Raw genomic sequence first — 25,794 nt, forward strand, 5'->3', positions numbered from 1 at the left:
AATGTGTCCGCCGATACACTCACCTATTCGTAATATTTGTTAGCCAAGTCCGCATCAAATGAAAATTCTCAGGCGTGTTGTTATCGGTTCTGCTGTTGTGGCGGCAAGCATCACGCCAGCAATGGCATTGGACATTTACCAACAGAACAGAATGAGGCAAATGGAACAAAATAGGTATTTTCAACAGCAAAAGACGAAAAAGACGAGACAGCGCTTGCACCGCCAGGAGCAACAGCTGAGAGATTCAGAGCGGCGGCAGAGTCAAGAGAGGTGGAGATGAGAACGATGTTTGCGGCGGCCTATTAAGCGGCCCATTGAAAGTAGATCTCAGTGGTGGTGAGTTTGTAGTGCAATACGCCAACTAATAACTCTCACCACCTCGGCTGACAGCGTTTCCACCCGCCTGACTTCTGCATCGTTTCCCAGGCTTTGATGGCGTTGTAGCGCAATATCTATCAATTTACTCAGGCAAAAAATAAACCATTAAGCAAAACACTTTCATGAAAAAATTTGACAAGAAAATTAGTCCAATACATCACAGTATTCATCTAAAATTTCTATTTCGCTCATAAAATTCGTATGCGCTGAAGTCAACCCCAGGCGCTTCATGGCTGTATCTTTCGTGATCTGGGAGGACTCAAAGTCTGCACATGTAAGCAGCTGTTTATCAAGCTTGGATGAACATCCAGTGACCACCAACAGAACAGCTGCGAATACAAGTTTGGTGAATAGTCTCATAGATTGCTTCTCATGTGTCACCCATTTCTTAGCAGTGATTGCAATCAACGTCTAAATTTTGCAAGCTTTCATAGCGAGATATGTGCGCTCTCCTGGCTACTAGCTGAGTACTACCCCGTAGTGGCCTGGTCTCGACGATGACCCACTGGGCATGAGAAGTCGGATTGGCATTGGTGAAGCTGCAGACCTTGCCTTCCTGGGTGTTTACCAGCCAGCCGACACCGTTCTTCGGTGCATGGCGATCAACAAGCGGCCTGTCCTTATTCGGCATGACGACACGATGGCGGTTTCACTCGGATGGGTGATGTGTTCTGGATCAATCCGTGTGAGGTTGTGATGGGAGGGATTGCCTGAATGAAGCGGCCTGGAAAACAGAAACCACGTTTGGGATGGCTCTATGTCGTCTGCCATGACAATGCGCCCGACCTAGTGAAGATCGGCGAAACAGATCGACCGATTGAACGGATGCGGGAACTCGACAACCCAACGATCCTTGCTCGCGTTCCGGTGATGAGCGCATACGACAAAGAGCAGCTGCTCCATCGCCGTTTCAAGTCTCAGCAACTTCCGCAGTCGGAGTATTTCCGTCTGGACAAACAGCAGCTCGACTCTGTTCTCCAGTCATGCAGCAAATGGAGCGCGGAAGTTGCAGAGCTGACTATCGAGCCACACACCCCTGAAGGTGTCCAGCTGGGTGAGCCCGAAGCCGAAGCTCTGCCGACGCCAACTTTCAAGCCGCCGAGGATTCAAGACAGCATCGATGAATGGCTGAATAGAGATTCCGGTGAACGCCGAAGGGCTTTGGAAGCAATGCAAGAGCAGCTGAAAGAACACAAGCAGTTACGGAGCTACTTCCAAGGAATCGGCAGGTGGTACGACTGGCTGAGATCGCCTGAGGGAAAACGTCAAAACATGGAGCTTTCGCGCTGCCAGGAATGGGTCAAAGCCCTACTGGACAGCCTCAGTAATTGACCTCAATGACCGTCGCAAGTTGACTTACGGAAACAGGAAATCCTTAGCGATTTACCTGAATGGCCAGTGAATCCAAAGTCTGAGAGGTGCATCACCTCCCTGCAGCATCTCATTCAAGGCCAACTTTTTATGAGTTGTGCTCTCTCTTTGGCCATCGATGGTGTGGTTGCAGCCCTGTTCAGAAATCCGTGGCACGACCTCTTAGCCAGAATCCACAGCGGTGATTTGGGTTGGATGTGGCTGAAATTCTGTTGTTGTCTGTTCCCGTCTTCGGTCACGTCAAGCCCATGCTCGCGATTTCTCGCGAGCTGGTTCGCCGCGGTCATCGGGTGCGCTGGCTGGCGGGTGCAGCCTTTCGGGAGCGTGTTGAGGGAAGCGGCGCGTCGTTCTGTGCCTTTGAGGACGGGTTTGACTACTCCCGCCCAGATCTGGTGCCTGATCACCTGCAGGCTGAGCGCGATCGCCTGCGTGGCTTGGCCAAGTTGCGCTTCGATCTCGCCACGTTTTTTATCGGACCCTCTGAGGGGTTTTGTAGGGATTTGCTCCGGCTCCACGAACAGACCCCAGCTGATCTGTTGGTCTGCGACAGCTTTCTGATGGCCGGTTCCTGGTGGGCGGAACGTACTGGTCGGCCCTGGGCTCAGTTGTGTTGCACTGTTCTCACTTTGCCCAGTAGGGCGTTGGCACCCTTTGGTCTGGCGCTTCAACCCGATGATTCTTGGCGGGGCAGGATCCGGAATCAACTACTACGGGGGCTGACGCGCTCCGTCTTGTTCCGGTCTCTTCGGCGTCATGCCGATCAAGCACGGCAGTCGCTGGCGTTGTCGCCTTGTCGTCCTTGGTTGTTTGATGTTGTCTCACCGCATCTGGTGCTGAGCGGCACGGTGAGGAGTTTCGAGTATCCACGGCCTGATTGCCCTCCGCAGGTGGTCTTTACAGGCCCCTTGCTCGAAAACAATGATGAAGCGTTTACGCCTCCAGCGTGGTGGGGTGATCTGGACCACGCCACGGTTGTGCATGTCACGCAAGGCACCATTAGTAATGACTCCGCCCAACTGCTGCGCCCCACTCTCGAAGCACTTGCTGATGAGCCTGTTCTGGTGGTGGCTTGCACCGGTCGGATCGATGAGGGGCTCGAGGCGCTAAGCCCATTACCTGCGAACGCCAGGGTGGCCAGCTACGTCCCCTATGGCGCTTTGCTGCCAAAAACGTCGCTGGTGGTGACCAACGGAGGGTTTCAGGGAGTTCAAGCCGTGCTGTCTCATGGGATCCCGATGGTCACCGCAGGTGAGAGTGAAGACAAACCGGAGGTTTGTGCACGTCTGCAGCGGACAGGTGCATCGATTGATCTAGGGACAGCTCACCCCGCACCGGCGGCGATCCGTGCTGCCGTTAGACGTGTTTTGGACGAACCTGACTTTCGAGCTGCCGCTAACGCACTTGCACGGGAGGCTGCAGACGCAGGAGGGGCTTTGGGTGCGGCGGATGCGATCGAGGCTGTCCTGCAGAGGTGATTGTTCCAAGGCAGGATGCCACGTTCGATCTGGAGCTGAACGATGGGAAGTTTCAGTCAGCTGTCCTCTGTCGCCAGCTTCTGAGATGGTGGCAGTTCCATGGCCGGCGCGCTTCATCTCCTCCAGAGGGACCTGCTGATCGATTCCTGGTCTGTGCGCAAGCAAAGAGGTGGTCATGGGTCACATTTGCGCACAAATCTGCGCACGCACCCCCTGCAAATCACTGAGAACGCATTGACTGACTAAAGCGATGTGTTGCCTAACAAGGAGATTGTCACAGGTTCGATCCCTGTATCGCCCATCCCGAGCTACCACCCAATAACGCGGTTCTGAAGCGCTAAGACAGCTTTCATCTTGAGAGGCCTAGGCAGGAGCCAAGCCATGTTCTGGCTGCTGAATCGTGTTCATGGTGTTTTTAAGCCCGGCAACATCAAGCAGCCCTTCAGGGCTGAACCATGGAGCGTTTCCCCAACTGAATCCTTCGCCGAAGGTGTTGTCTGGAGCGGTGACATACCAGTGGCAGTCAACGTCTGGAACTTCCACAGAGCATTGCGACCAATCGGCCTCCCACTGAGGAACCTGCACCCACATGACAGCTGCAAGAACGACTGAAAACAGGCTCTGCAGCATGACCATTTCTATTGAGGAAGCCGACCTTACTGGTGGGTGCACTCAGCATGCTGCCCATCTCAAGCAAGGCCTGATCGGGTCCAACAAAAAACGCCCCTTTCTCAAGGGGGCGCGTGGTGAGGATCCGTGTCATCGGTATTCAACTGAAGATTTCACTGCTGTCCAGCTGGCGAGTGATGACCATTCATGACTCAACCCTGGGAATGGGGTCTCGGCCAGCCATCGCAAGTCGGCATTCGCAAGCATCTGGCCAGCCATCTGATCGATCGGATCAAAGACCCAGCGCCATCAGCAGTCCCTGGTGCAGCAAGGCTTCTGTGCCGAGCAGAGCAACGAAGCCCAGCATGGCCAGACGTCCGTTCAGGCGTTCGGCTTTGGCCAGGCGTTCACGGCGCATCTGTGCGGCGGCAAGATCCTGCCAGTAACGCTCATCAGCCAGGAGGGTTGCAGTTGTCATGGGTGTCTCCGAGTGGGACCAGAACGGTCTATGCCCACTCGATGGCACCAGGAAGATGGGACGGCCGACCATCGAGGTTCGGTTTCAGGACCTTTGCAGACAGGTTCCTTGCGGGCAAGTTCACCGATCGCTGAGGCGCTTTCAGGTGCGAGGAACAGCCGCGATATCTATCCGGGCAAGTTTTCGACCGCTCGGTGCATGAAACGTTTCACCAGCGGCATTGGCCAGCCTTCGCGTTGCAGTGACTCAGCGATGTGATCAATCTGCAGGCCAATTTCCTCTGCGACGACATCCTCAAGCAGGGATTCGGAATGTTCAGTGCTGCTTGTCATAGGACGGGATGGATTCCATTCGCTCTAGCCCTGGTTCAGACAGGCCTGCAAATCCTTCAGCAATTCAGGAAACAATTGCGTCTTTGCGTTCCCAGGAGATCTGGGTTGGCCAGAACTGAATCATGCGTGGAGTCTTGATGGCAGCGAACTCTTCCCGGCGGCATCCCGACGACATCACACACCATCTGCTTCGAGCTTTTGGGGCTCTTGTGGGGGTCAGCGTGCTGGCTGTGGTGGTCTGGCTTCTGACTGATTCCCAAGCCGCCACATCCATACAGCCAATGCATACTGAGCTTCTTCGCGTTGAGTCTTCCCCTGGGCCAACGCCTCGCTAGGCCCTAAGACCTTCGGCTGTGGAAAGTCACTGGAGAGTCACGGTTTCTGTGGAGAGTCATCGTTTCGAATCTTCAGTGCACCGGCGGTGAGCAGCGCCGCCAGCCTGACCTGAGCATCATTTCCCAAGCTTCGACAGCGCTGTCCCTGAGCATTCGACGCCGTGACTGAGGCTCGGGGGGATGTGGTGGTCTCCACCCGTAGGTTCTCACTGAGACCCACTGCTCCTGAGCTGATGGCGTGTCGGGTTTGAACTGCACCAGCAAGTGTTGTGCACCGTTGACCAACCACCCTCCCCCTCCTGATTTGACCGGAGGCTCTTTGGTGATCCGATTGCGGTTTGGCATGATCGGCAGTCTGAGTCACCGCCTGATGAAGACGTTGCAGGTTGAGTGACCTTGAATTTCAGCGCTTGGTGCGGCAGATGTTGCAGAGTCCGAAAAATTCCAGCGTGTGGAAGATCAGCTTGAAGTTGTCTGTTTCCGGAGCCGTCACTTTCAATTCATCAATGGGGCAATGCTGCAAGGTCTGCGTGGTGCCGCAACTCACACAGGTGAGATGGTGCTGATCACGATCCACCGGTGCATAAAGAGCTTCACCTGACGGCAGATGTCTGCAGCGCACCTTGCCACGTTGATGCAGTTTGCGCAGATTGCGATACACCGTCGCAAGCCCCATGGCCCCAGGTTGCCCCTCAAGGCAGCGATGCAGCTGCTGGCCGGTCATTTCAGACTCGCTTTTCTTCAGCTCATCCAGCAGCAGTTGCTGCCGTTGCGTCCCTGTGATTCCCTGCTGCTCCATGGTGAAATCTGACCTCAGACTGCTGCGCGCCTGGCTTGGATCAGTTCTGAACTGATCGCCCAAAGACGGGACCTCTGTTCCTGGCTGCGAGCCGCGCGAGCCACGGGCTGTCGTTTGGGAGCACCACGCATACCTCCGAATTTACTGGGGCCGTAGTGCTCCCCGCCTTTGGCAGATGGGGAGGTCGCCGCCAGCAGCTGTGGCAGTGCTCCCTGGGCTGCGCTCTGGAACATGGGATCCATCAATCGGTAGGCAAGGGCTTCCTGCCAGGCGCCACTGGACGCCACCGAGAGTGGTTGAAGATTGGTTCGCGCCAGGCCTGGATGGGCCGCCAGCGATCGCACGGTGCTTCCTGACCGCTCGAGGCGATGATTCAACTCAAGCGCAAACATCACATTGGCCAACTTGCTCTGGCTGTAGGCCTTCCAGCGGTCGTAGCGCTTCTCACCACTGAGATCATCCCAGGCGATCGCGCCAAAATATTGCGCTCCTGAGGTGACGGTGACAATCCGAGCCTGTTCCCGGCCCTCCATCAGAGGCAGCAGGGCCTGGGTCAATGCGAAGTGGCCGAGATGATTCACCGCGAACTGCATTTCGTGTCCCTGTTGGCTCAGCAGCCGTGGAGGCGCCATCAGCCCCGCGTTGTTGATCAGCAGATCCAATCGCTCGTAGCGCGACTGAATGTCTTTGCAGCAGCTCTCGACATTGTCGAGGTCAGCCAGATCCAGCTCGAGCAGATCGACGCCTGAAGCCCCCACCTTGAGCAGTTCCGAGCGGGCCGCCTCTCCCTTGCGACGGCTGCGACATGCCATCAGCACAGTTGCTCCCGACCGGAGCAAGGCACGCGTGGTCTCGAAACCCAGGCCGCTGTTGGCTCCTGTCACGAGAGCGATCCGTCCATGCAGGTCAGGGATGTCGTCGATGGTCCAGCCCATGCGGCGATTGCAGCTCTCGATCAGTTTCGCGGGTTCGCTCAGTCTTCGGGGAAGAGCAGGCCAGCGAGTTCGTCGGCATCTACGTCATAAACGCGTGCCAACGACGTTTCAATGGCGCTTGTCACTTCTCCGGGCAGGAAGCGCATGGCATTGAGAGCGTCTTCAGCGATCTCGTCAGTGAGGAGGACGTCCTCGGACTCAAGCTTTTCGTCGTTGATGATGGCCATCACCCAGCTCTGATAGGCATAAACCAGATCCGAGAATTCGAGTTCGGGATCATTGAGATCCAGGGTCATGGTCAGGCGTAGACGCGCAACACCAGTCTGACCTCCGGGAGAGAGGATGTCTTCAAGTGAGGGTCAGCATGAGTCGTCCGGATCCAGAACAGCTCCAGGGCACGCTTGTGGACTTCGCGCTGCAAGAGCTGATTCGTCAGAACCGTGAGAGTTTTCAGCCGCTCTGGACTGTTGACAGCTGGGCGAAGCTGATGATCTGGCTTTCGCTTAATTGCGGCCTGTCCGGAGACCGGGACAGCCTTGAGCATTTCGCGGCTGCCCTGGGGGAACGATTCACCTCACGGCTGCGGCGAACATTCTTTGAACGGGAACTGGCGGATCTGGAACTTCAGGTTCTGGCGGATCCGGCAGAACAGCAGGTCCTGCTGTTGTCGCAGGCTCCTCAGGACCCCGCCGTGCTCAACCGGGATCGGGTCTCGGCAGCCCTGGACCGGGTGGGACTGAATGGTCGGGTTGTCGCCGACAGGAGTCGCTGGCAACAGCTGGAGGCTGTGGTGGCGATTCCCTGGGAGGGCTGATGCCTGAGAAGAACGACATGAGCCTGATCGGTCGCTTCGCCAATGCCGGCTATGAAGCCGTCGCTGATGGTGTGATGGCGTTCTTTGATCGTCGCACCGACCTTCACCGGCCTGGCATCGCCTTTGGTCCTGCCGAAGATCGGCAACCAGCGAAAGTAAGCACTGATATCAGTCTGGTGGCCATCGATCGGGAGGATCCTGAGTCCTGTGCCCTCTCGGAGGTGATTGTCCGTGGCGTGACCGCGGGTTTGGATCGCTACCTGCAGGAACGCCCTCTGTTCCGCGAGGTGTGCCCGGACCAGGCGCTCTTCGTGTTACCGATCTTCAATCTGCAGCGCTACGCGCCCGGTGAGGGGTTTCGCCGGTGGCACTGCGACTGGACCATAGGCGATGAGGCTACGGAACCTGTTCATCGCGTCCTGGCCTGGATCCTTTACTGCGACACGGTGGCTGAGGCCGGCACCGAGTTTCACTGGCAACAGCATCACGAGGAGGCGGTGCGGGGAAAACTGGTGATTTTTCCCGCTGGTCCCAGTCACATTCACCGCGGGAGGGTGACGCAGCACCACAGCAAAACCATCGCCACCGGCTGGATCAATGCAGGGACACAGGAGGGTTATCTCCGACGCCTGCGCTCCTGAGCGGCGGGATCTCACGCACGGTGTTGACCTGTTGGGGGAAAGGAATTTCGATTCCTTCGCGTTTGAATGCTGTCCAGATCGCCTGATTCACCTCGCTCACAATGCCGATGTTGCTCATTGGGTCAGAGATCCAATAGCGCACCGCGTACTCGATTGCAGAGTCTCCGTATTGCACCTGAAGCGCCTTTGGCGCCGGATTCTTCAGCACTCTTGGAACGCTCAGTGCAGTCTGCTCAAGCAGCTTCAATACGACCTGGGGATCATGGCGATAAGCAGCGCCAACCCGGACCTCACTGCGTCGCATTCTGTCTGTGGCTGTGTAACTGGTGGCCTGCGCGGTGAAAAACATCTGGTTGGGAATCAGAAGTTCCGCGTTGTCACGATCTCGCCAGAGCAGGGTGGCGCGCAGGCCCAGCTTGCGTACTTCACAAGGATCTCCATCCACCATCAGGATCTCCCCCGGACGCACTGACCCTTCAAACAGCAGCCAGATCCCGCTGATGAAGTTGGAGAACACCTCCTTGATTCCGAAGCCGAGGCCTACGGACAGTCCACCCGCGATGGCCACCAGAGCCGTGGAGTTCAAGCCGATGTGGAATCCCACGGCCGTGATGCCGATGCCAATTACTACATAACGGATGATCAGCTCTAAAGCCTTGCGGCTGCTGTCACTGCATCTCAGCAATTTCTGCAGGAACCAGGCCACTCCTGCTGCTGGAAGTTTGGTGCCCACCAGCAGCAGATAGCTCACCATCATGGCTATGAACAGATTGTTGACTGTGAGGGTTTCGCCGAAGAGGTTGCCCAGCTTGATCACACCGAGATCAGCGGGGTTATCAAACTTGCTGATCAGGTTCAGGCCCACCAGAACCAGAAACAACGGTCTGAGCAGACGACTTTCAAGTTCATGAATGACGGGGGCAGGTATGAACAGCAGCAGCAGCCGGTTCAGGAGGTTGATCAGATTCCAGCCCAGCCAGCAGAGGCCTGAATAGCTAACAAGTCCAGTCTTTCCGCCTGCCAGTTCGATCAGCCAGGCAATCAACAACATGGCGACGGGCGCCACCAGTAATCGCAGCGCTGGGTGGAGGCCGCGAATCAACTGTTGTGAGCTGATCAGAGGCCACCCCACGCTCAATCCGAGTATCAGCAGCACTTGGGCGACCACAGCGCTTCGCTGCAGATAACCCAGCCAGCCGAGGATTTCCCAGAGCAGCAGGCTCATGCTCCCCCCTCGAGGGCTTTGACCAGGGATTCCTGGCTGGAACGCGGGTTTGATGCTCCAAATACCAGTTGAACCAGAACTTGCGACCCATCGCGATCGATGTTGCGCTGATGAGCCAGCCCGGCCAGAGCTGAGTCATGCAGCATCGAATCCGCTCTGGACTGCACAAGGGTTGCCAGCGTGCGTGAACTGCGCACCGGCACGGCAACGGCGGGATTGACAGGCAGGAATGCGAGGGAGCGCAGCGAAAGATTCCTTTGGACCATCGGGTTGGTAATGAACTGGGCCAGGCTCACGGCCATCGCCCGCTGCCTCGGACTTGAATTCGCTCCGAGTGCCAACACTCTCACGGCATTCATGGGGCTTGCAGTTCCAGCAGGACCTCCGGGAAGCGGCGAAACCCCGAGGTTGTCACCCATCTTTTTTCTGAGTCTCATCAGGCTGTTGGAGTTGCAGCTCACCCAGTCGAGTTCCCCATCTTTGAGCAGGTTTTCAAGTTGCCCCTGGTCCTGGAAAAAGGTGATGTTCTGCTGGGCACTGGCCTGTTGCAACCAGGCAAGCCATCCAACGATCGCTTCGGTGTTTTCTGTCGTCGGTTTCCGGCCATTGTTGGCGTTGGAAAGACTTTGAATGGCTCCTAGGCTGCCTGCGCTCCAAAGCAGTTCAGAAAAATTCGCAGCCAACCCCACCCGTGTTCCGGATGCGCCCTGTTGGAGGAGTTCCTGCAATGTGTTGGGAGGGTTCTGAACGATTTCGCGGTTGAAGCATGCGATCTGCGGGTAGATGACCATCGGCTGGGCCGTGATGCGCCCATCTTTAAGCTTCACCCTTTCCCACAGGGCTCGATCAGTTTGATAACGATTAAATGACTTGACAGGAAGCTCAGCTGTGAGTCCTTCGCTGAGTAACTGATTAGCCTGAGGTGCGTCCGTGACTACCAGATCGGGCCCAAGATCAGACTCATTGCGGCGCTGGAGTTCCTGGTTGAGATTGGCGCGGTTGTAAAGCGCGACCTGCACTTCCACATTGGGTTTGATCTTGCGGAAATCGCTGATGATGAACTCAATCCGCTGGCGGAAGTCGCTATGGGTTGCGGTGTCGATCGTGCTGTCCTGGTCGATCACCATCGCCAAATAGAGCATCACCGGCAGCTCATTGCCGAGGCGACTGCACCCGCTGACGCTCAGCAGCAGGACGGGGAGCAAAACGCTGGCTGCCAGCCGAGCAAGCACGATCAAGAGAGAAATGTTGGGTCCATTCTGATCTTCAAATTCGTGCCTGTCTTGCCATGATTTTTCAACTGCCATCAGGATTCCCCTTGGACCGAATGGTTGATGTCGCAGACTCAGTGTTGTTCGGGCAGCTGTTTTGCGAGCATGGATCGCTGTCGTTGAGCGCGTCCCGTGCCGGAGCTCCCCAAGACCTATGACCCGGTGGGCACCGAGGCCCGCTGGCAGCAGGCCTGGGAGGATCAGGGTGCTTTTCATCCCGACCCCAAGGCGCCTGGAGAACCGTTTTCGGTAGTGATCCCCCCTCCGAATGTGACCGGCAGCCTGCACATGGGTCACGCCTTCAACACGGCCCTGATCGACACGATCGTGCGTTACCAGCGCCTGGCGGGAAAAAACGTTCTCTGCCTTCCTGGCACCGACCACGCCTCGATCGCGGTGCAGACCATCCTGGAGAAGCAACTCAAGCAGGAGGGCAAGACCCGCCACGATCTCGGCCGTGAGGCGTTTCTGGAGCGGGCCTGGCAGTGGAAGGCCGAAAGCGGCGGGCGCATCGTTGATCAGCTGCGCAGACTCGGCTACTCGGTGGATTGGCGTCGTCAGCGCTTCACCCTGGATGAAGGCCTCAGTGAAGCAGTAAAGGAAGCCTTCGTGCGCCTGCACGAACAGGGGCTGATCTACCGGGGCGAATACCTGGTGAACTGGTGCCCTGCCTCCGGTTCGGCGGTGAGTGATCTGGAGGTGGAGATGAAGGAGGTGGATGGTCACCTCTGGCATTTCCGTTATCCGCTCAGTAGTGGAGAGGGCCATCTGGAAGTGGCAACAACCCGGCCCGAAACGATGCTGGGCGACACGGCCGTGGCGGTGAATCCCACCGACGAGCGCTATGCCCACCTGGTGGGCCAGACCCTGACGCTGCCCTTTGTGGGGCGGGAGATTCCGATCGTGGCCGATGACCACGTGGAGAAAGACTTCGGCACCGGCTGCGTCAAGGTGACGCCGGCCCACGATCCCAATGATTTCGCCATCGGCCAGCGTCACGGTCTGCCCCAGATCACGGTGATGCGCAAGAACGGCACGATGAACAAGCAGGCCGGTGAGTTTGAGGGGCTGGATCGCTTCGAGGCGCGCAAAAAGGTGGTGGCGGGTCTTGAAGACCTCGGTCTGCTGGTGAAGGTGGAGGACTATCGCCACAGCGTTCCCTATTCGGATCGCGGCAAGGTGCCCGTGGAACCTCTGCTCTCCACCCAGTGGTTCGTGAAGACCGAGCCGTTGGCAGCTCGTTGTCGTGAAGCGCTGGAGAAGCAGGATCCACGCTTCATTCCCGAGCGCTGGGAAAAGGTGTATCGCGACTGGCTCACGGACATCCGCGACTGGTGCATCAGCCGCCAGTTGTGGTGGGGCCATCGGATCCCCGCCTGGTTCGTGATCAGTGAAACCGGCGGCAAGTACACCGACACCACGCCTTATGTGGTGGCACGCAACGAAGCCGAAGCCCTGGAAAAGGCCAAGGCTCACTACGGCGCGGCGGCGGAGATCGAGCAGGACGAAGACGTGCTCGACACCTGGTTCTCAAGCGGTCTCTGGCCGTTCTCCACTCTGGACTGGCCCGATGCCAACAGTGCGGATCTGCAGCGCTGGTACCCCACCAGCACCCTGGTGACGGGCTTCGACATCATCTTTTTCTGGGTGGCCCGGATGACGATGATGGCCGGCGCCTTCACCGGCGAGATGCCGTTCAAGGACGTCTATATCCACGGCCTGGTGCGGGATGAGCAAAACCGCAAGATGAGCAAGAGCGCCGGCAACGGCATCGATCCGCTGCTGCTGATCGACCGTTACGGCACCGACGCCCTGCGTTTCGCTCTGGTGCGGGAAGTGGCTGGGGCGGGTCAGGACATCCGCCTGGATTACGACCGCAAGAAGGACACCTCCGCAACTGTTGAAGCTTCGCGCAACTTCGCCAACAAGCTCTGGAACGCCACCCGTTTCGCGCTGATGAATCTCGATGGCGAGACTCCTGCCCAACTGGGCGATCCCGATCCAGCGTCGTTGCAGCTGGCGGATCGCTGGATCTTCTCGCGTCTGGCCCGGGTGAACCGGGAAACCGCCGCGCGTTACGGCAGCTATGCCTTGGGTGAAGCGGCCAAAGGGTTGTATGAGTTCGCCTGGAACGACGTCTGTGACTGGTATCTGGAACTGAGCAAGCGCCGGCTGAATCCCGGTGAAAATCCCTCAGCGGAGGTCCTTGCTGATCAGCGGGTGGCCAAGCAGGTGCTGGCCAAGGTGATCAGTCAGATGCATCTGATGTTGAATCCGCTGATGCCCCATCTCACCGAGGAGCTCTGGCACAGCATCACCGCTGAGCCTGAGACAACGTTCTTGGCCCTGCAGACCTGGCCGGCCGTTGATGAGGCAGCCCTTGATGACGATCTCGAGGCTTCGTTTGCCGAGTTGATCGCTGCGATTCGTGTGGTGCGCAATCTGCGTGCGGTGGCCGGTCTGAAACCATCCCAGACCGTTCCGGTCCGTTTTGTGAGTGGCCGCGGCGATCTTGTGGATGTGCTGCAGCAGGGGATGGGCGACATCACGGCACTCACCAAAGCCGAAACGGTTCAGGTGATGACGCCGTCTGAGGCGGATGCACAACCGGTGGCCAAGGCGCTGGCCGGCGTCAGCGGTGAGCTTCAGGTGCTGCTTCCGATCGAAGGCCTGGTGGATCTCGATGCGCTCAGATCAAGGCTCGAGAAAGACATCGCCAAGGCCGAGAAGGAGATCAAGGGGCTGGCCGGTCGGTTGGCCAATCCCAATTTCGCTGACAAGGCACCGGCAGCAGTGGTGGCGGAGTGCAGAGCCAACCTGGCCGAGGCTGAGGCACAGGCTGATCTGGCACGCAGGCGTCTGGGGGATCTCAGCTGAGTCGTCTGCGCTGTTCAGATCCCTAGCCTTTCAAGAGCTCTGCTGTTGACCGCTGGACTCTCCACTGATCACGGTCGAAAGGCTGAGCAAGACGTACCGCGTCGCTGATAAGCAGCCAGGCCTGGCCGGCACCCTGCGCCACTTTCTGCGCCGTAAGCAGCGTGAGGTGTCCGCGGTACGGGATGTCTCCTTCGCGATTGCTCCCGTAGAGATGGTGGGTTTTCTCGGAGCCAACGGCTCCGGAAAGACGACCACGCTTTCGTGCTTGTGTCGTCTTATTGGTTGTAAAAACTAACGATAAAAATCATATTTCAAATACGTCGATAGACAATTAAGTTTATTTTGTTCATATAGATGTTTAATGTTTGCGTGAATTTCCTACAATGAACCACATAATTTAAAATTTCAATATGTGGAATAAGTTGTTATTAGGAGCGGGGGGCACCAGCTCATTCACGAGTTGTTCAGAATATTGCGTAGCAGTAATTGATTTGAATAATCTTAAATTGCTTAGTAATCGATTGGGCCAAGAAAAGGGGGAAGACTTATTGGAGTAGCTGTTTATGTACTGTTTTCAGCTGCAAGGAAAACTGACAAAGTATACAAGGCTAGTGATGAATTGTTTGTTGGACTAAGTCCTGCTTGTCCTGATATATTAGAAAAATTAAAAACTCGAATTAGCGCTAAATTTTCTGCGACAGGAATAAATGCTTCGACTGTTTTTTCGTGGAAGAGTCAATCTGAACTTTTGTACGATATTTTTTATCAAGAAGAGCTTTTACTGCTTTCAAACAAGAGCCATGCAATCAATGATCGTGTTTTTGCTGGCTCACACAACTTTTCGCGACCATTACTTACTAAAATATCTAAATTTGACGTGAAATTGACTTAGTCGCTGATTTAGATTTTGCAATTCAAAAACAAGAATTTTCTCTTGTATATCAGTCGATTTATAATTCATTGCATGAAATGATGTAAGGTTTTTGTGCGATGACAGAGAAAGAAGGATGGAAAGTATGTTCCACCCGAGATTTTCATACCACTCGCTGAAACTAGTAATAAGATAAACGATATCTATTCTTGGAGCTTTGAAACTGCTCTTGCTCAATTGCTTGAGTGGCGTACGGATTCCTATCAATTGCCGAGCTTTTTTTTAATTTCTCACCGTCACAGGCAGATTTTTCTAAAAATACTCAATTCTCTCATGCAGAACAAATTACAAATTGGTGCAAAGCTTATAATTTTTCCAGTCGATACTTCCTGATTGAGCTAAATGAAACCTCCTTTTTGAAAGATTTTGCTGCGGCTATAGATTTATTTGAGCATCTAAAATCGATAGGTGTATATTATGTCTTGATGATTTTGGAGCAGGCTTTTCGTCACTCTCTATGTTGAGATTTTTTCCTGTTTCGACCATCAAAATTGATCGATCTTTTTTAGTGGGGTTGCCTGACTCAGTGCCTAATTGAGCAATAGTTAAAGCTACTATTAATCCATCTTCGGAGTTAGGAATCAATGTGATCGCGGAAGGTGTTGAGAATGAACAATAATTTAGGCTTCTAAACCAACTTGGGTGCGACTACTTCCAGGGTTATTTTTTGCAGAACCGATTGCATCTGATGTCTTAGAAAAATTACTTATCAAGAATTAAGTATTGATTTTTTATCTGATTTCTTGGCATAATCATCACATTATCTTGACATTAATCACAAAATCCGTGATTTTTCCAATAATTCTATCATGGTAGCCCTAATATGTTGCATTATTCTCATTTTTTGTTTGTATCGATTCTCGTTGTTTAAAAGCAGTGCATTCTATTTTGATTGGGGTTGTAATACATCTTTTTCTCATTATAGGCTGATATTTAAGTAGATGTGTATACAGTAATTTGTATTAGGCTGGCATTAGCGGCTAATGAGCTGATGGATGCTGTGTTTATCGACTCGCTTTGTATGTGTAAAAAAAGCTACATTTTGAATTCATGTCTACCAAAAGACTCGCGGAACGTTTAGTCGGCCGGTATAATATCCAACTTTTAAGCGTTATTTTCAAAATGTTGTCATTACGCGAGCTAGAAGCATCAGCTGCCTTTGATGTGAGACCTTCAAAAGCCATGTTTGTTGTAATTATTAAATAAATTATTTTGGACTGTTTTTCTATTATGGCTTTTGATTAAATGGCGGGTATCGATTTTTTTATAATTTATCTTTATGGCTTGCGTATATTTACGTTTTTGATAGCTTTCACATTGCTTTTCTTGGGCATAGAAGATCTGATTATAGACCTTATTTATTGGATTCGATGGGTTTGGCGAAGGTGTTTTATTTATACTCGACATCACTACGCTGACGAACAACTTCTCTTTTCTAAAAAAGAAAAGCCTCTGGCGATTATGGTTCCTGCATGGAAAGAAGTTGGTGTCATAGCTCAAATGGTTAATACCGCTGCCACTGAGCTCGACTATGAAAATTATCAATTTTTTATCGGAACATATCCCAACGATCCAGAGACACAGTCAGATGTAAAGGAAGCCTGTAGTCATTTCGAAAATGTTCACCAGGTAATTTGTGCATTGCCGGGGCCGACCAACAAAGCTGACTGTCTCAATAATATTCTTGCAGCTGTTTTAGCCTTTGAAAAGGCTGCTGCAGTCAAATTTTCTGGCTTTATTTTGCATGACGCAGAAGATGTGATTTCACCATTAGAGCTTCGTTTGTTTAATCTTATGACCGAACGAAATGATTTAGTGCAAATACCTGTTTATCCATACCTTCGTCGTAATTGGTGGAGTTTTACAGCCAATCATTATGCTGATGAATTTGCTGAATGGCATGGAAAAGAGGTTGTGATCCGTGAAGCACTTGCTGGCTTGGTTCCAAGTGCTGGAGTTGGAACTTGCTTTAGCCGAAGAGCTTTGACTTTGCTTCTTGATGAAGGTGATGGAATAGCTTTTTCAACACAAAGCCTGACTGAGGATTATGACATTGGAATTCGGTTGCGTCAGGCTGGTATGCGCGAAATATTTGTTCGCTACAGTCCGCGAGACCCGTCTCTTGCGCCTTTGAGGGAGCGTCGATTTGGTGTTCAGAGGCGAGCGAGTCAAGTCATATGCGTTCGTGAAAATTTTCCACACACAATATCAACTTCTGTCCGTCAAAAAGCTCGTTGGATAACAGGCATCGTTTTTCAAGGATCTTTATCTTTGCCTTGGTCTGATGATTGGCTCATAAATTATTTTCTTTGGCGTGATAGAAGGGGTGGAATTAGTAATATGATAGGCCTTTTAGCGATAATAATTACATTACAGCTTTCGATTGTTTGGATAATTAGTTATTACAACTTTGGAGATTGGGATTTTCCTTCTGTGTTGGGAAATAGTCAAATCTTATCCACCCTTCTTCTTTTGACTGGGTTTCTCCTATGCAACCGAATAATTCAGAGATTTTATTTTACTACGGTTTTCTATGGTTTCTGCTCTGGCTTGATGGCGATCCCCAGAATGTTTTGGGCAAACTTGATAAATTTTCTTGCTAATTTTCAGGCTATTCGTTTAATTCTGGCAATCGGCAGTATTCGTAAAGTTGCCTGGGATAAAACAACTCATGTTTTTCCAAGTATTGCATCTTCCAAAAGACGTCGACCGTTGGGTCAAATATTATTAGAACAGGGGGTCATTACACCTCCACAATTACAGAAGTGTCTTGAAAGTAGTGGACGCCGCCGAATTGGTAGAACCCTACTTGATTTTGACATGTTGACGACAGTGCAACTCGGCGTTGCTCTTGCCGAGCAGCAAAACTTGGAGTTCTACAATCTTAATCCTTTTCAAAGAGATTTTTCCTTACTCAAGCTCTTGGGTGAAGGATTGGCTTTTAAATATTCAATTTTACCTCTGTGTGTTGACTCCGGTGTTTTGGTTTTCGCACGTGAGAGTGCTATGAGCAAAGTCGCTCTAGGCGCAATTAGTCGTAAACTCAAATTGCCTACTCGACAGGTCATTGCGCCACTTGGCCGTGTACAAATTGGCCTTATTAATTCATATAGATCTGATGAATCAAATTTGTTGAATTCAAATCTACCCCGTTTAAAGTCATTATTTGAACATGATATTGTTGTATTTGATAATTTTTGTAGTCACCTGATGCTTCTTGGTGATTTAGCTGTGGAAATGGGCTTGATTAGTCAGTCTGTTCTTAGTCAAGCGTTGATAAGTTTCGATCCTTTATATCAAAAATTGGGTGATCATTTAGTTGAATTAGACCTTCTGAGTGTAGAAAGTCTCCAGGGCTTGCTTGAAGAGCAAAAACGTCAGCGTTTATTAGGCTTTTCAATTATTGGAGGAGTTTCTTGATGGGTAAGGCAATTAGCAAGTCTAAGATTTGGCGGAATTCGCTTGTTTTGGTGTTTTTTCTTTTTATTTGCACTGATTCAAATAAAACTGCTCAAGCAAATGTTTTCACTAACTTGATTCGTGATTGGAAAGAGTTCAGTAGTTACCCTTCTTTGGCAAGAGCATCTAGAGCCTTATCCGAGGGTCGATATTCTGATGCAGAACGTGAAGCTCGATTTGTTCTCAACCAAATTGACACTAATTCCCATCAAGCCAGATTAATACTCGCTGAGGCACTTCTTGCGCAACGTCAGTATGGACATGCTCTCGATGCCTTACAAATGTCCATCGAAGAGCCTCTTTATCGACAGATTCAATTGATTTGGTTGAATCAATCAACTCCTGTACCTGAAAGCAGGGTTGAGCAATGGCTTCAACAACATGCGCAGGGTCTGCATCGCGAGTCTTTGATAAAGGGGCGATCTGAGCAATTAAAGCGATTGTACGGTGCGAAAAAAGCATGGAATTGGCTTCGTAAACGTGGAGGCGATGTTGTTTATCGTAGTGGTCTTGCTGAATTAGCTGATGATTGGGTAGCTATTGTCAAAGAACTATCGCCTTTAGCACAAAACGACTCAGAATTGTCACCATTACTTCAACAACGTTTGAATTTCGCGAGAGCAACTTTAAATCAACAACGTTTAAATTCTACTAAGAGAAGAGAGTTGACAATGAATACTTTGTCTGCGCTTCCCCTTCCACCTACACTTGATGAGCTGAGCTTCAATCTAGTTGCCTCAGGTAAGCTTCGACAAGCATTGGACCTCTTAGAAAGACGTCTCGTTGAGGATTATTCGCCTGAGAGTTTAATTCCTGAAGGTTTAGCTAATCGTCTAATTAATCTTTATGCTCAACTTGGTGCACCAAAAGCTTCCTTTCTGAAACGCCTATCTATCCGCCTTCCTGTCTATGAACGTGGCGTATTGTTTGAACAACTTGCTTTTTCCGGCGATTGTGCCATTTTGCCTGAGATGACCATACTTTCTTCTGAATCGGCATCTGCAGGAGAATGGTTAGCGTATGGCCAGTGTGCAATTCAGCAAACACCAGGTGAAGCTTCTGTTTACTTGGATCAAGCGTTTTTATTAGGACGCGAGGACTCTCGCAGCCTGTTGGCATTTGCTCTTGCCGCTAGTGGTGAACCAGAGCGTGCTTATGAACTTTGGGAAGGCTTACCTTCTACTGAGAAGAACCAATCTTCAATACAGGCAGGAATGTCACAAGTTTCTTTGCAACTTAATCAACTGGAGAGTGCAAATAAACATTGGCAAAATCTTACCGAAAAAAGTATCGACCATTGGCGATTGGGAGCTTTAATTGCTGCCAAGCGTGGTGAGTTATTTTCTGCATATGAGCGCTATGAAATTGTTCTTGGTGAAAGCCAAAATGCCTCAGACTTTTATCAAGGAGCGTTAATTGCTAGAGATATTGGTAATTCTGATAAAGCGCTGGAATGGCTTGAGAAAGCCAATAAATTAGATCCAAATAATTTTCGTTATCTTAGTGATTATGGATTTACTTTGAGTCAAGACACTCGCCGGAAAATTCAAGATCAGGCACTCCCCGTCTTATTGAGCGCAAGCCAAATTAGCGATGAAAACCCTGAGATCGAGGCTGAGATTGCGAAGCTCTTTAAAGAACGTCGTGATTATCAATCATCATTGAAACACTATAAACGTGCTATTTGGCTTGAGCAGGACGCATTGAGTTCCACCGAAGCTTTGACATTGCCTTCGCAACATCAACGTCTGTATGAGCTCAAAAGAAATTATGAATTTCTTTCTAGAATTGATAATTTACACATCGATTTTACTGTGTCCCCTTATGGCTCTGCTCAAAGCATTAATAATTTGTTTATTGACGATGTTCTCCTTGAGTATCAGCAAGGCATTGTCGGTTCTTTGATTTACGAGCGTCGTTTGTCTGATCAAGATATCTTTAGCTACACAAGATTCATCTCATCTTCTGATTTGTCTCAGCCAGATTTCCAGACATCTGGTGGTTTTGGTTTTAGATATAAACCATTCTACGATTTGAACATTAACTTATTTGCCGAATATTTTCAGTCGCGTTTGGCTGATACGAGTTCTGATGATGCTTTGCTCCGTATTAATGGTTCTGTTTTAGATCAGGGTGATTGGAGTGCCGAATGGAAGGCAGATCGTGATGTATGGAACGAGAGATTTTTCTATTTTGATTCAGCTTATTTTGTTGAGCAATCTCAGCTAATTGGCTTGTATCGTTATTCCCAAGGCAGAACTTGGAAACTACCCGGGGTCGTTGCTCAAACATTAAGTCCATACTTTTTCTCCCAGATGGCTCATCAAGACTATGAGTATGACGTTCGTATAGGAATTGGCGTGCGATGGCAGATCTGGCTAAACGAAGACGAATTTCGTGCGTATCGTCACAAACTAACGACTCGATTGGAGTATCAGCAACCATTGTCTGGTGACCTATATCAGCAGACTCCTGGCGTGAGATTGAGCTTTCAGATTAACCTATGAAAACTTACTCGTTCCAATTTCACGTTCGGCTTTTTCTGGCGATTCTCATTGTTCTTTTTTTACCTTCTATATCGAAGTCAAGTACGCTTTTTTACCAGCCTCTCAATCGTGACCGTAATGTTGATCCAGGCGAATGGGCTCAGTTATGGCGTAAAGCTTATAGTAAAGATTTTAGGCAAATTGTTGTTCAGTGGACAGCCTTTGGCGATCAGCTAATTGATCCGGAGAACTGGTTATTAAATAGTCTTGAAATTGCTAGTCAAGAGGGATTGCAATTGATCATTGGATTGCATGCAGATCCAAATTTTTCTCAAACTCTTCTGCAGGCTGGTTGGGAAAGTCGATTCGAAGAATATTGGAATAGTCTTCAGCGGCAGTCGCTGGTCCAGCAAGAGCGGTTATTGCCCCTACTCTCTGCTCGTGATATTCCTGTTAAAGGCTGGTATTTCCCCTCAGAACTATCTGACATTCCTTTTACTAATTCTAACCGTCGGCAATTTGTTCGCAATCAATTAATTTTGATGGCTGAAAATCTAAACCGCCCATTGCATATTAGTGCTTATAATCTTGGATATCTTTCGCCTCAGGCCAATGCGACTTGGCTTTCTAGTCTTGAAAAGTCAGGTTTAAATGTTTGGTGGCAGTATGGTACTGGAGTTAAAGATCTTTCGCCTCCAATTCTTCAGACTTATTATAAAGCTCTTCCTTGCGCGGTAGGTGTAGTTGGCGAGGCATTTGTTAAAACCTCAGATGAGGATGGTTCTTTTGGGGCTAAGTATGCTCCACCAACGGAATACGATTCTTGTCATCCAGCTTCTACTTTTTCACTTCGCTACTTGCCCTGGGCTCAGTCAATCTTGAAGCTTCAGTCTGATTAGTTGTTTAGGTTAAACCATCTTGTTGCTTGGTTTTTGGGCGACCATTAAAGGCACATGTTTCTCACCAATCTTTTTGTCTCCATTTGTCTTGGGTTCATCTTTTTAAGTAGTGTTTAAGTTGCTCAGGGCTTCGTCATTGTTAATTCGATCTCTATTTGGGGCTCTGTGTGCTCCCTTGGAAGATGTTGTCGATTGGTATTTGAAGCTCAGCAAGCACAGGCTGAATCCAGGCGAGAATGCAACCGTTGAAGCACTCTCTGATCAATAAACTGAACGATTTGTGCTGGCCAAGGTGATCAGCCAGATGAACCTAAGGTAAAAACGCTTATCTCGCATTTTGCTGAGGAGTTTTGGCTGAGCTTGGCGGAGCCTCGCAGTTGAGCTTGGGACGACGTTTCAGGCACACTAGGTTTGGCCTGTTCGTGATCAAGCAGCCCTCGATGGCATTCTTGAATCATGTCGGCGGAGTTGATCGCTGGAATCCATTTGGTGCGTAATCCGCGGACGGTCGCTGGCCTGTAACCGTCCCAGATCGCTCTTGTTCGTGTTTTGAGTAACCGTGGCAATTTGGTGCAGGTGCTGAAGCAGGGGAAGGCCGAGATCATGGTGCTCACCAAAGCTAAAATGGTTCAATTGATGACATCGTCTTAGGCGAATGCAGCATCGGTGACTATATCCTTGGCCAACGCCAGCAGTGAGCTTTGGGTGCTACCTCCAATTGATGGTTTGGTGGTCTTCGATGCCTTGAAGGCACGTTTGGAGAAGGCCATGTTCCAGTCCGAGAAGGAGATTAAGGTTCATTCTGACCAACTTTTCTGATAAGGGGCCGCTCGAGGTGGTAGCCGAATGCAAGTCCAACTTGGTTGTGAACCAGGCACAAGCAGTTCTGGTTAGGCGAAAATCTACGATTCATTTGAATATGAACCAGTATTGATGAACTGTCGATCTAAAAACTTGTGATTATCAGGTTTTGCGGTTATTGCCATTTTGATCAAATAGAAAACCCTGTGCATATTCACATCCAAGAGCGTTAAGAGTATTTTTTTGTTCAATAGTTTCCACGCCTTCGCCGATGAGTGTCATGTTGAAAGCTTTGGCCATGCTTATGATGGATTTAACCAGCTTGATTCCTGAGTCTTGATGAACATTTTGGATGTAAGATCGGTCAATTTTGATTGATGTGAACGGCAGTTTCCTCAGTAACTCAATGGATGCATATCCAGTTCCAAAATCATCAAGAGAAAAATGAATTCCTTCCATCTGCAGTAAATTCATGCGTTCTAAAGCACCTGCTGTATTATCCAGGACGGCTGTTTCTGTGATTTCAATATAGATTCTTTGTGCATCAATTTGTCTTTCACGAAGTTGATGCAAAAGTTTTTTGGGGAAGTCAAATTCTAAGAATTGAACAGGACTTATGTTGATTGATATATAGGTATTTTTGTTGTAACTGTGTTTTTTGAATTCCGCCTCTATGCCATCTAGTATTGATTCTGTGATCAAGTTGATCATTCCTGCTTCTTCTGCACAAGATATCAAGTATTGCACGCTTTTATTTAGGTTTTTGCATCGAAAAAGTGCCTCGTATCCAACGATTTTTTGAATATTACTTTTAAATTTTTGAGAGTTCTCTAGCCTGACAATTGGCTGCAGGTAGACAGAGCTTTCGCCTGCTTTAATTGATCTTTTCAGGTCTTCTGCAGTGGTTGCTTTAGAGATTACTTCGGATGCCATTCCCTTTTGATAAATAAAAAAGCAATTACGACCTATTTCTTTGGCTTTGTAGAGTGCTATATCTGCCTTGTCTAAAAGTGTTGCCGTTGATTTTAAGTCGATGCTGTCAATGCAAATTCCAATGCTGCAGGTGTTATGAGTGGTGCAATTCTTTAGATTGTATCCCTTGGATAATTCGATTAGAAGTTTTCCTGCTATTTTTTTTGCCAAAGCCTCGGTTTCGCTGTTGCTTCTAAATGGGAGTCTGTAAATGATTACAAACTCATCTCCTCCAAGGCGTGCAACAAAGTCGTTTTGGCGAGTACAGGATTGAATTCGATTGGCAGCTTGAATTAAGAATTGATCTCCTGAAGCGTGTCCGTGAGAATCATTTAGAAATTTAAAATTGTCTACATCAATCGCAAAAATAGCAAGTCTGTACTCATTTCTGTTTAAACCATTCTCAGCATTTTTGAGCTCTTCTGAAAAGGAGAACCTATTGCGTAGTCCAGTCAGCGTGTCATAAAAGGCTAGATGATTAATTCGTTCTTGTTGTTCTTTGTCATGTGTGACGTTGTTGGCGACAATTGCTACTACTGAACTCTGATTATCAATTGATTCTGTGACTACAGCTTCAATTTTTAGAGTGAGTATTTTTTTGGAGTCAATCGGAATAATGCGCAACTCAATTCCCGAAACTTTAATTGATTTAGTATTGTAATTTACTTGCTTGAAATTATCTAGAAATAATTTTAATTTCTCTTGGTCCTCTTTGATGACCCAGCGTTTCCAAACTTTCTCAAGCTTAAAGGTTCGTTTTTTCGTTTTTTTAGGGTTCGCGTGAAAACCTACCAGCTGTCGAAATTTTTGTGACGGAATGCATTCATCTGTTTGTACATTCCATTCAAGCCAGCCGTCATTGGTTCCTTCGAACGCTGCGCGTGTACGACCCTGTGCTTCTTTCAGCTGACCGATTAATGCAGAAACACGTCCTGTCTTTTCTTGTTCTAGTTCAAGCTGGCGGTTGCTGGACCAACTGAGAACTCCAAAGGCTGGTAGAAAAGCAACTCCAAAGGCCCCAAAAAGGATAAGTTCAATGGATCGAATTAGTGCTAGATCATTCTCATCATTAACAGCATGTCCTGAAATGCTTCCTAAGATTAAATTGTTGTTTTTGATTTTACTGCTCGCGTAAAAATTGCCATTAGAAACAGTTTGTATTGATCTGTTGTCCGAATTGTCTCTGCAGTTTTCTGGTGGCAAACCATACTTGATTGAGGCTTTAGAGCCTGGCTTTTCTCGGCTCGCTATTGATAGAAATTTGCCATTATTGCCTGCAACTGCCAGGCAAGTTATGTGAAGGTCTTCGTCAAGAATTCTCAAGAGAAGAGTGTCAATATTGTTGTAGCTTGAAAGTAGGACATTTTCACTTAATTGCAGTGAAATTCTGCTCACTACTTGTCTAAAATTAAGGTCTCTTTGTTCTTCTAGGTTGCGAAGGATCCACCGGTCTGCGCCGAATAAAGTGATGAGGCCACAGGAAGCAACAACCGCAAGTGGAATGCTGCTATGACGAACTATTCGAAGAACCCTTTTAAAGTTAACTTTGTTTTTTGGATTTTCAATCATTGCACAAATTTTTCTAACCCAAGATCTTTGAGTTGCGCATAATCCTTGGAATAGCTTGCTTTAATTGGGATTTTAATCTGAACTTGGTCGAAAAGACTGCTCATTTCAGGCTCCTTTGCTATGTCAAGCCATATGGTTTGAACATTTTCAATTTCTTTAAGCGGAAGTTTTTTGCGTGCTGAAAAGGGATGCGCTGGGTATCCTTGTGTTTCGAATAAAATATCAAGATTTGAGCGTAGTTCGTTGTTCTCACGATTGAAGGTATTGTTTACGCCTCCACCCATTAATTCCGAGTCCCTTGCTACTCCACGATAAACATTTTGATGCGTTTTAACGTATTTTGGCTTAAAATAAATATTTTTTTTGTCAAGATACGCGCGAGTAAGTAGTGACGCCGCAAACGCGTTCGGCGCTGGAAGTAATAATGTTTTTCCGTTAAGTTGCTCTAGCGAGGAGATGTCGCTTTGCTTGTTCGTGACAATTATTCCCGTCAGCAAGCGTTTCTTATCTCTTATAATAGGCTGATAGATGTTGTTGACCATTACTTGATGATATGGATTCATGAAGGCATAGTCTATTGATCCTTCTTTTAAAGCTTTTTCAAACAACGGTATTGATTGTTGTTGATCGAGTTTGAAGCAGATATTTGCTCGCTTCCCGATTTCTGTAAGGAGAGGCCAGTAATCGCTATGGATTCTCGAAGCAGAGAATTGAGGCACGATTGATACCGTGCGTTGTTTTGCTTCTGCTGACTTGCTCCCTGCGCAGTTTGCTATGGCAGTGCTTTGATTCTTCTTAGGGTTGATTTTAGTTTCTTGTTGTGTCGTAATCTGCTGGCCGCAGCCAACTGTTAAAGTAATCAAGGAAAGAATGATTTTCTCTTTCATCACCTTTTTGAGTGAATTTTCTCCTGTGTTCAACATATCAGACGATTGATTGGTTCAATGTTTTAGTATTTTTTTTTAGGTCTTAGTCTAATGCATGACTTGTAATTTTTTTCAAGCCTGCCAGTGCCATGGGTTTTTGCAAACATCCGCTTCCTTGATTTGCTTTTCAGGCACAGCAATTCCGTGGGGATGTCAATGAGCACTATTGGGTAGTCGTTTGTTTCAGATTTCGCTTGGATGTTGCCTTGGT

Annotated in this window: 24 protein-coding genes and 1 pseudogene; 14 read left to right on the forward strand and 11 right to left on the reverse strand. The window is 49.5% G+C overall.

Annotated features, from left to right (window positions below; translation table 11 throughout):
- Positions 1-889 precede the first annotated feature (889 nt).
- From SIB83_RS07890 to SIB83_RS07900, 3 genes are all read left to right on the forward strand, one after another.
- Entirely contained in the window at positions 890-1,075 is a 186-nt protein-coding gene (locus tag SIB83_RS07890) for a hypothetical protein (protein WP_413745488.1), read from the forward strand.
- 17 nt (positions 1,076-1,092) lie between these two features.
- Positions 1,093-1,710, forward strand: a complete 618-nt coding sequence (locus SIB83_RS07895; RefSeq protein WP_413745489.1) for a GIY-YIG nuclease family protein — start codon at positions 1,093-1,095, stop codon at positions 1,708-1,710.
- 287 nt (positions 1,711-1,997) lie between these two features.
- Positions 1,998-3,224, forward strand: a complete 1,227-nt coding sequence (locus SIB83_RS07900) for a glycosyltransferase (protein ID WP_413404447.1) — start codon at positions 1,998-2,000, stop codon at positions 3,222-3,224.
- A 363-nt stretch (positions 3,225-3,587) separates the two neighbouring features.
- Here the strand turns inward: SIB83_RS07900 and SIB83_RS07905 are convergent, their stop codons facing one another.
- From SIB83_RS07905 to SIB83_RS07915, 3 genes are all read right to left on the reverse strand, one after another.
- Positions 3,588-3,854: a hypothetical protein gene (locus SIB83_RS07905; RefSeq protein WP_413404830.1), complete on the reverse strand. Its 267-nt coding sequence runs from the start codon at positions 3,852-3,854 to the stop codon at positions 3,588-3,590.
- A gap of 271 nt (positions 3,855-4,125) precedes the next feature.
- Positions 4,126-4,311, reverse strand: coding sequence for a chlorophyll a/b-binding protein (locus SIB83_RS07910; RefSeq protein WP_413404832.1), 186 nt, complete (start codon positions 4,309-4,311; stop codon positions 4,126-4,128).
- Positions 4,312-4,478: 167 nt separating this feature from the next.
- Positions 4,479-4,643: a hypothetical protein gene (locus SIB83_RS07915; RefSeq protein ID WP_413404834.1), complete on the reverse strand. Its 165-nt coding sequence runs from the start codon at positions 4,641-4,643 to the stop codon at positions 4,479-4,481.
- A 137-nt stretch (positions 4,644-4,780) separates the two neighbouring features.
- Here SIB83_RS07915 and SIB83_RS07920 point away from each other — a divergent pair, with 137 nt between their 5' ends.
- A complete protein-coding gene (locus SIB83_RS07920) occupies positions 4,781-4,978 on the forward strand; it encodes a hypothetical protein (RefSeq protein ID WP_413404836.1) in 198 nt (65 codons plus the stop codon).
- Between the two features lie 72 nt (positions 4,979-5,050).
- On the opposite strand, the gene SIB83_RS07925 is transcribed toward SIB83_RS07920, so the two are convergent.
- Genes SIB83_RS07925 through SIB83_RS07940 form a run of 4 tightly spaced genes read right to left on the reverse strand, consistent with a single transcriptional unit; the run spans position 5,051 to position 7,008 of the window.
- Positions 5,051-5,323 carry a DUF1651 domain-containing protein gene (locus tag SIB83_RS07925; RefSeq protein ID WP_413745490.1) on the reverse strand — a complete coding sequence of 91 codons (273 nt, stop codon included), beginning with the start codon at positions 5,321-5,323 and terminating at the stop codon, positions 5,051-5,053.
- Positions 5,324-5,381: 58 nt separating this feature from the next.
- Positions 5,382-5,777, reverse strand: a complete 396-nt coding sequence (locus tag SIB83_RS07930; RefSeq protein WP_413404840.1) for a Fur family transcriptional regulator — start codon at positions 5,775-5,777, stop codon at positions 5,382-5,384.
- Between the two features lie 14 nt (positions 5,778-5,791).
- Entirely contained in the window at positions 5,792-6,712 is a 921-nt protein-coding gene (locus SIB83_RS07935; RefSeq protein ID WP_413745491.1) for an oxidoreductase, read from the reverse strand.
- Between the two features lie 38 nt (positions 6,713-6,750).
- Positions 6,751-7,008, reverse strand: a complete 258-nt coding sequence (locus tag SIB83_RS07940) for a hypothetical protein (RefSeq protein WP_413404844.1) — start codon at positions 7,006-7,008, stop codon at positions 6,751-6,753.
- Between the two features lie 68 nt (positions 7,009-7,076).
- Here SIB83_RS07940 and SIB83_RS07945 point away from each other — a divergent pair, with 68 nt between their 5' ends.
- Together SIB83_RS07945 and SIB83_RS07950 are read left to right on the forward strand one after the other, a co-directional pair.
- Positions 7,077-7,526 (forward strand): protein phosphatase, encoded by a 450-nt coding sequence (locus SIB83_RS07945; protein WP_413404846.1) that lies wholly within the window; start codon positions 7,077-7,079, stop codon positions 7,524-7,526.
- Between the two features lie 17 nt (positions 7,527-7,543).
- Positions 7,544-8,167 carry a 2OG-Fe(II) oxygenase gene (locus tag SIB83_RS07950; RefSeq protein WP_413747330.1) on the forward strand — a complete coding sequence of 208 codons (624 nt, stop codon included), beginning with the start codon at positions 7,544-7,546 and terminating at the stop codon, positions 8,165-8,167.
- Here the strand turns inward: SIB83_RS07950 and SIB83_RS07955 are convergent.
- The gene (locus SIB83_RS07955) at positions 8,121-9,392 is read right to left on the reverse strand and encodes a mechanosensitive ion channel family protein (RefSeq protein WP_413404848.1); all 1,272 of its coding nucleotides are present in this window, start codon (positions 9,390-9,392) and stop codon (positions 8,121-8,123) included. The two genes, SIB83_RS07950 and SIB83_RS07955, sit on opposite strands and share 47 nt — an antisense overlap.
- Complete coding sequence (locus tag SIB83_RS07960; RefSeq protein ID WP_413747331.1) at positions 9,389-10,624, reverse strand: extracellular solute-binding protein; 1,236 nt, start codon at positions 10,622-10,624, stop codon at positions 9,389-9,391. Before SIB83_RS07960 ends, SIB83_RS07955 begins: the two co-directional genes overlap by 4 nt.
- Before the next feature lie 171 nt (positions 10,625-10,795).
- Here SIB83_RS07960 and SIB83_RS07965 point away from each other — a divergent pair, with 171 nt between their 5' ends.
- From SIB83_RS07965 to SIB83_RS08000, 8 genes and pseudogenes are all read left to right on the forward strand, one after another.
- Positions 10,796-13,540 carry a valine--tRNA ligase gene (locus SIB83_RS07965; RefSeq protein WP_413745492.1) on the forward strand — a complete coding sequence of 915 codons (2,745 nt, stop codon included), beginning with the start codon at positions 10,796-10,798 and terminating at the stop codon, positions 13,538-13,540.
- Between the two features lie 64 nt (positions 13,541-13,604).
- A pseudogene (locus SIB83_RS07970) lies at positions 13,605-13,820 on the forward strand (ATP-binding cassette domain-containing protein); the annotation flags it as partial.
- An 836-nt stretch (positions 13,821-14,656) separates the two neighbouring features.
- Positions 14,657-14,935: a hypothetical protein gene (locus tag SIB83_RS07975; RefSeq protein ID WP_413745493.1), complete on the forward strand. Its 279-nt coding sequence runs from the start codon at positions 14,657-14,659 to the stop codon at positions 14,933-14,935.
- Entirely contained in the window at positions 14,929-15,009 is an 81-nt protein-coding gene (locus SIB83_RS07980; protein ID WP_413747332.1) for a hypothetical protein, read from the forward strand. Before SIB83_RS07975 ends, SIB83_RS07980 begins: the two co-directional genes overlap by 7 nt.
- 707 nt (positions 15,010-15,716) lie before the next feature.
- A complete protein-coding gene (locus tag SIB83_RS07985; protein ID WP_413745494.1) occupies positions 15,717-17,891 on the forward strand; it encodes a glycosyl transferase family protein in 2,175 nt (724 codons plus the stop codon).
- A complete protein-coding gene (locus SIB83_RS07990) occupies positions 17,891-20,437 on the forward strand; it encodes an NfrA family protein (protein WP_413745495.1) in 2,547 nt (848 codons plus the stop codon). Before SIB83_RS07985 ends, SIB83_RS07990 begins: the two co-directional genes overlap by 1 nt.
- Positions 20,434-21,315, forward strand: coding sequence for a DUF4434 domain-containing protein (locus SIB83_RS07995; protein ID WP_413745496.1), 882 nt, complete (start codon positions 20,434-20,436; stop codon positions 21,313-21,315). The genes SIB83_RS07990 and SIB83_RS07995 overlap by 4 nt, the downstream gene beginning before the upstream one ends.
- Before the next feature lie 678 nt (positions 21,316-21,993).
- The gene (locus tag SIB83_RS08000) at positions 21,994-22,134 is read left to right on the forward strand and encodes a hypothetical protein (protein WP_413745497.1); all 141 of its coding nucleotides are present in this window, start codon (positions 21,994-21,996) and stop codon (positions 22,132-22,134) included.
- 144 nt (positions 22,135-22,278) lie between these two features.
- On the opposite strand, the gene SIB83_RS08005 is transcribed toward SIB83_RS08000, so the two are convergent.
- Both SIB83_RS08005 and SIB83_RS08010 read right to left on the reverse strand, forming a co-directional pair.
- A complete protein-coding gene (locus tag SIB83_RS08005) occupies positions 22,279-24,657 on the reverse strand; it encodes a putative bifunctional diguanylate cyclase/phosphodiesterase (RefSeq protein WP_413745498.1) in 2,379 nt (792 codons plus the stop codon).
- On the reverse strand, positions 24,654-25,580 hold the full coding sequence (locus tag SIB83_RS08010; protein ID WP_413404861.1) for a phosphate/phosphite/phosphonate ABC transporter substrate-binding protein: 927 nt from the start codon (positions 25,578-25,580) through the stop codon (positions 24,654-24,656). Before SIB83_RS08010 ends, SIB83_RS08005 begins: the two co-directional genes overlap by 4 nt.
- Positions 25,581-25,794 lie beyond the last annotated feature (214 nt).

The sequence above is a fragment of the Synechococcus sp. MIT S9507 genome (assembly GCF_047304715.1).
Classification (GTDB): Bacteria; Cyanobacteriota; Cyanobacteriia; order PCC-6307; family Cyanobiaceae; genus Synechococcus_C.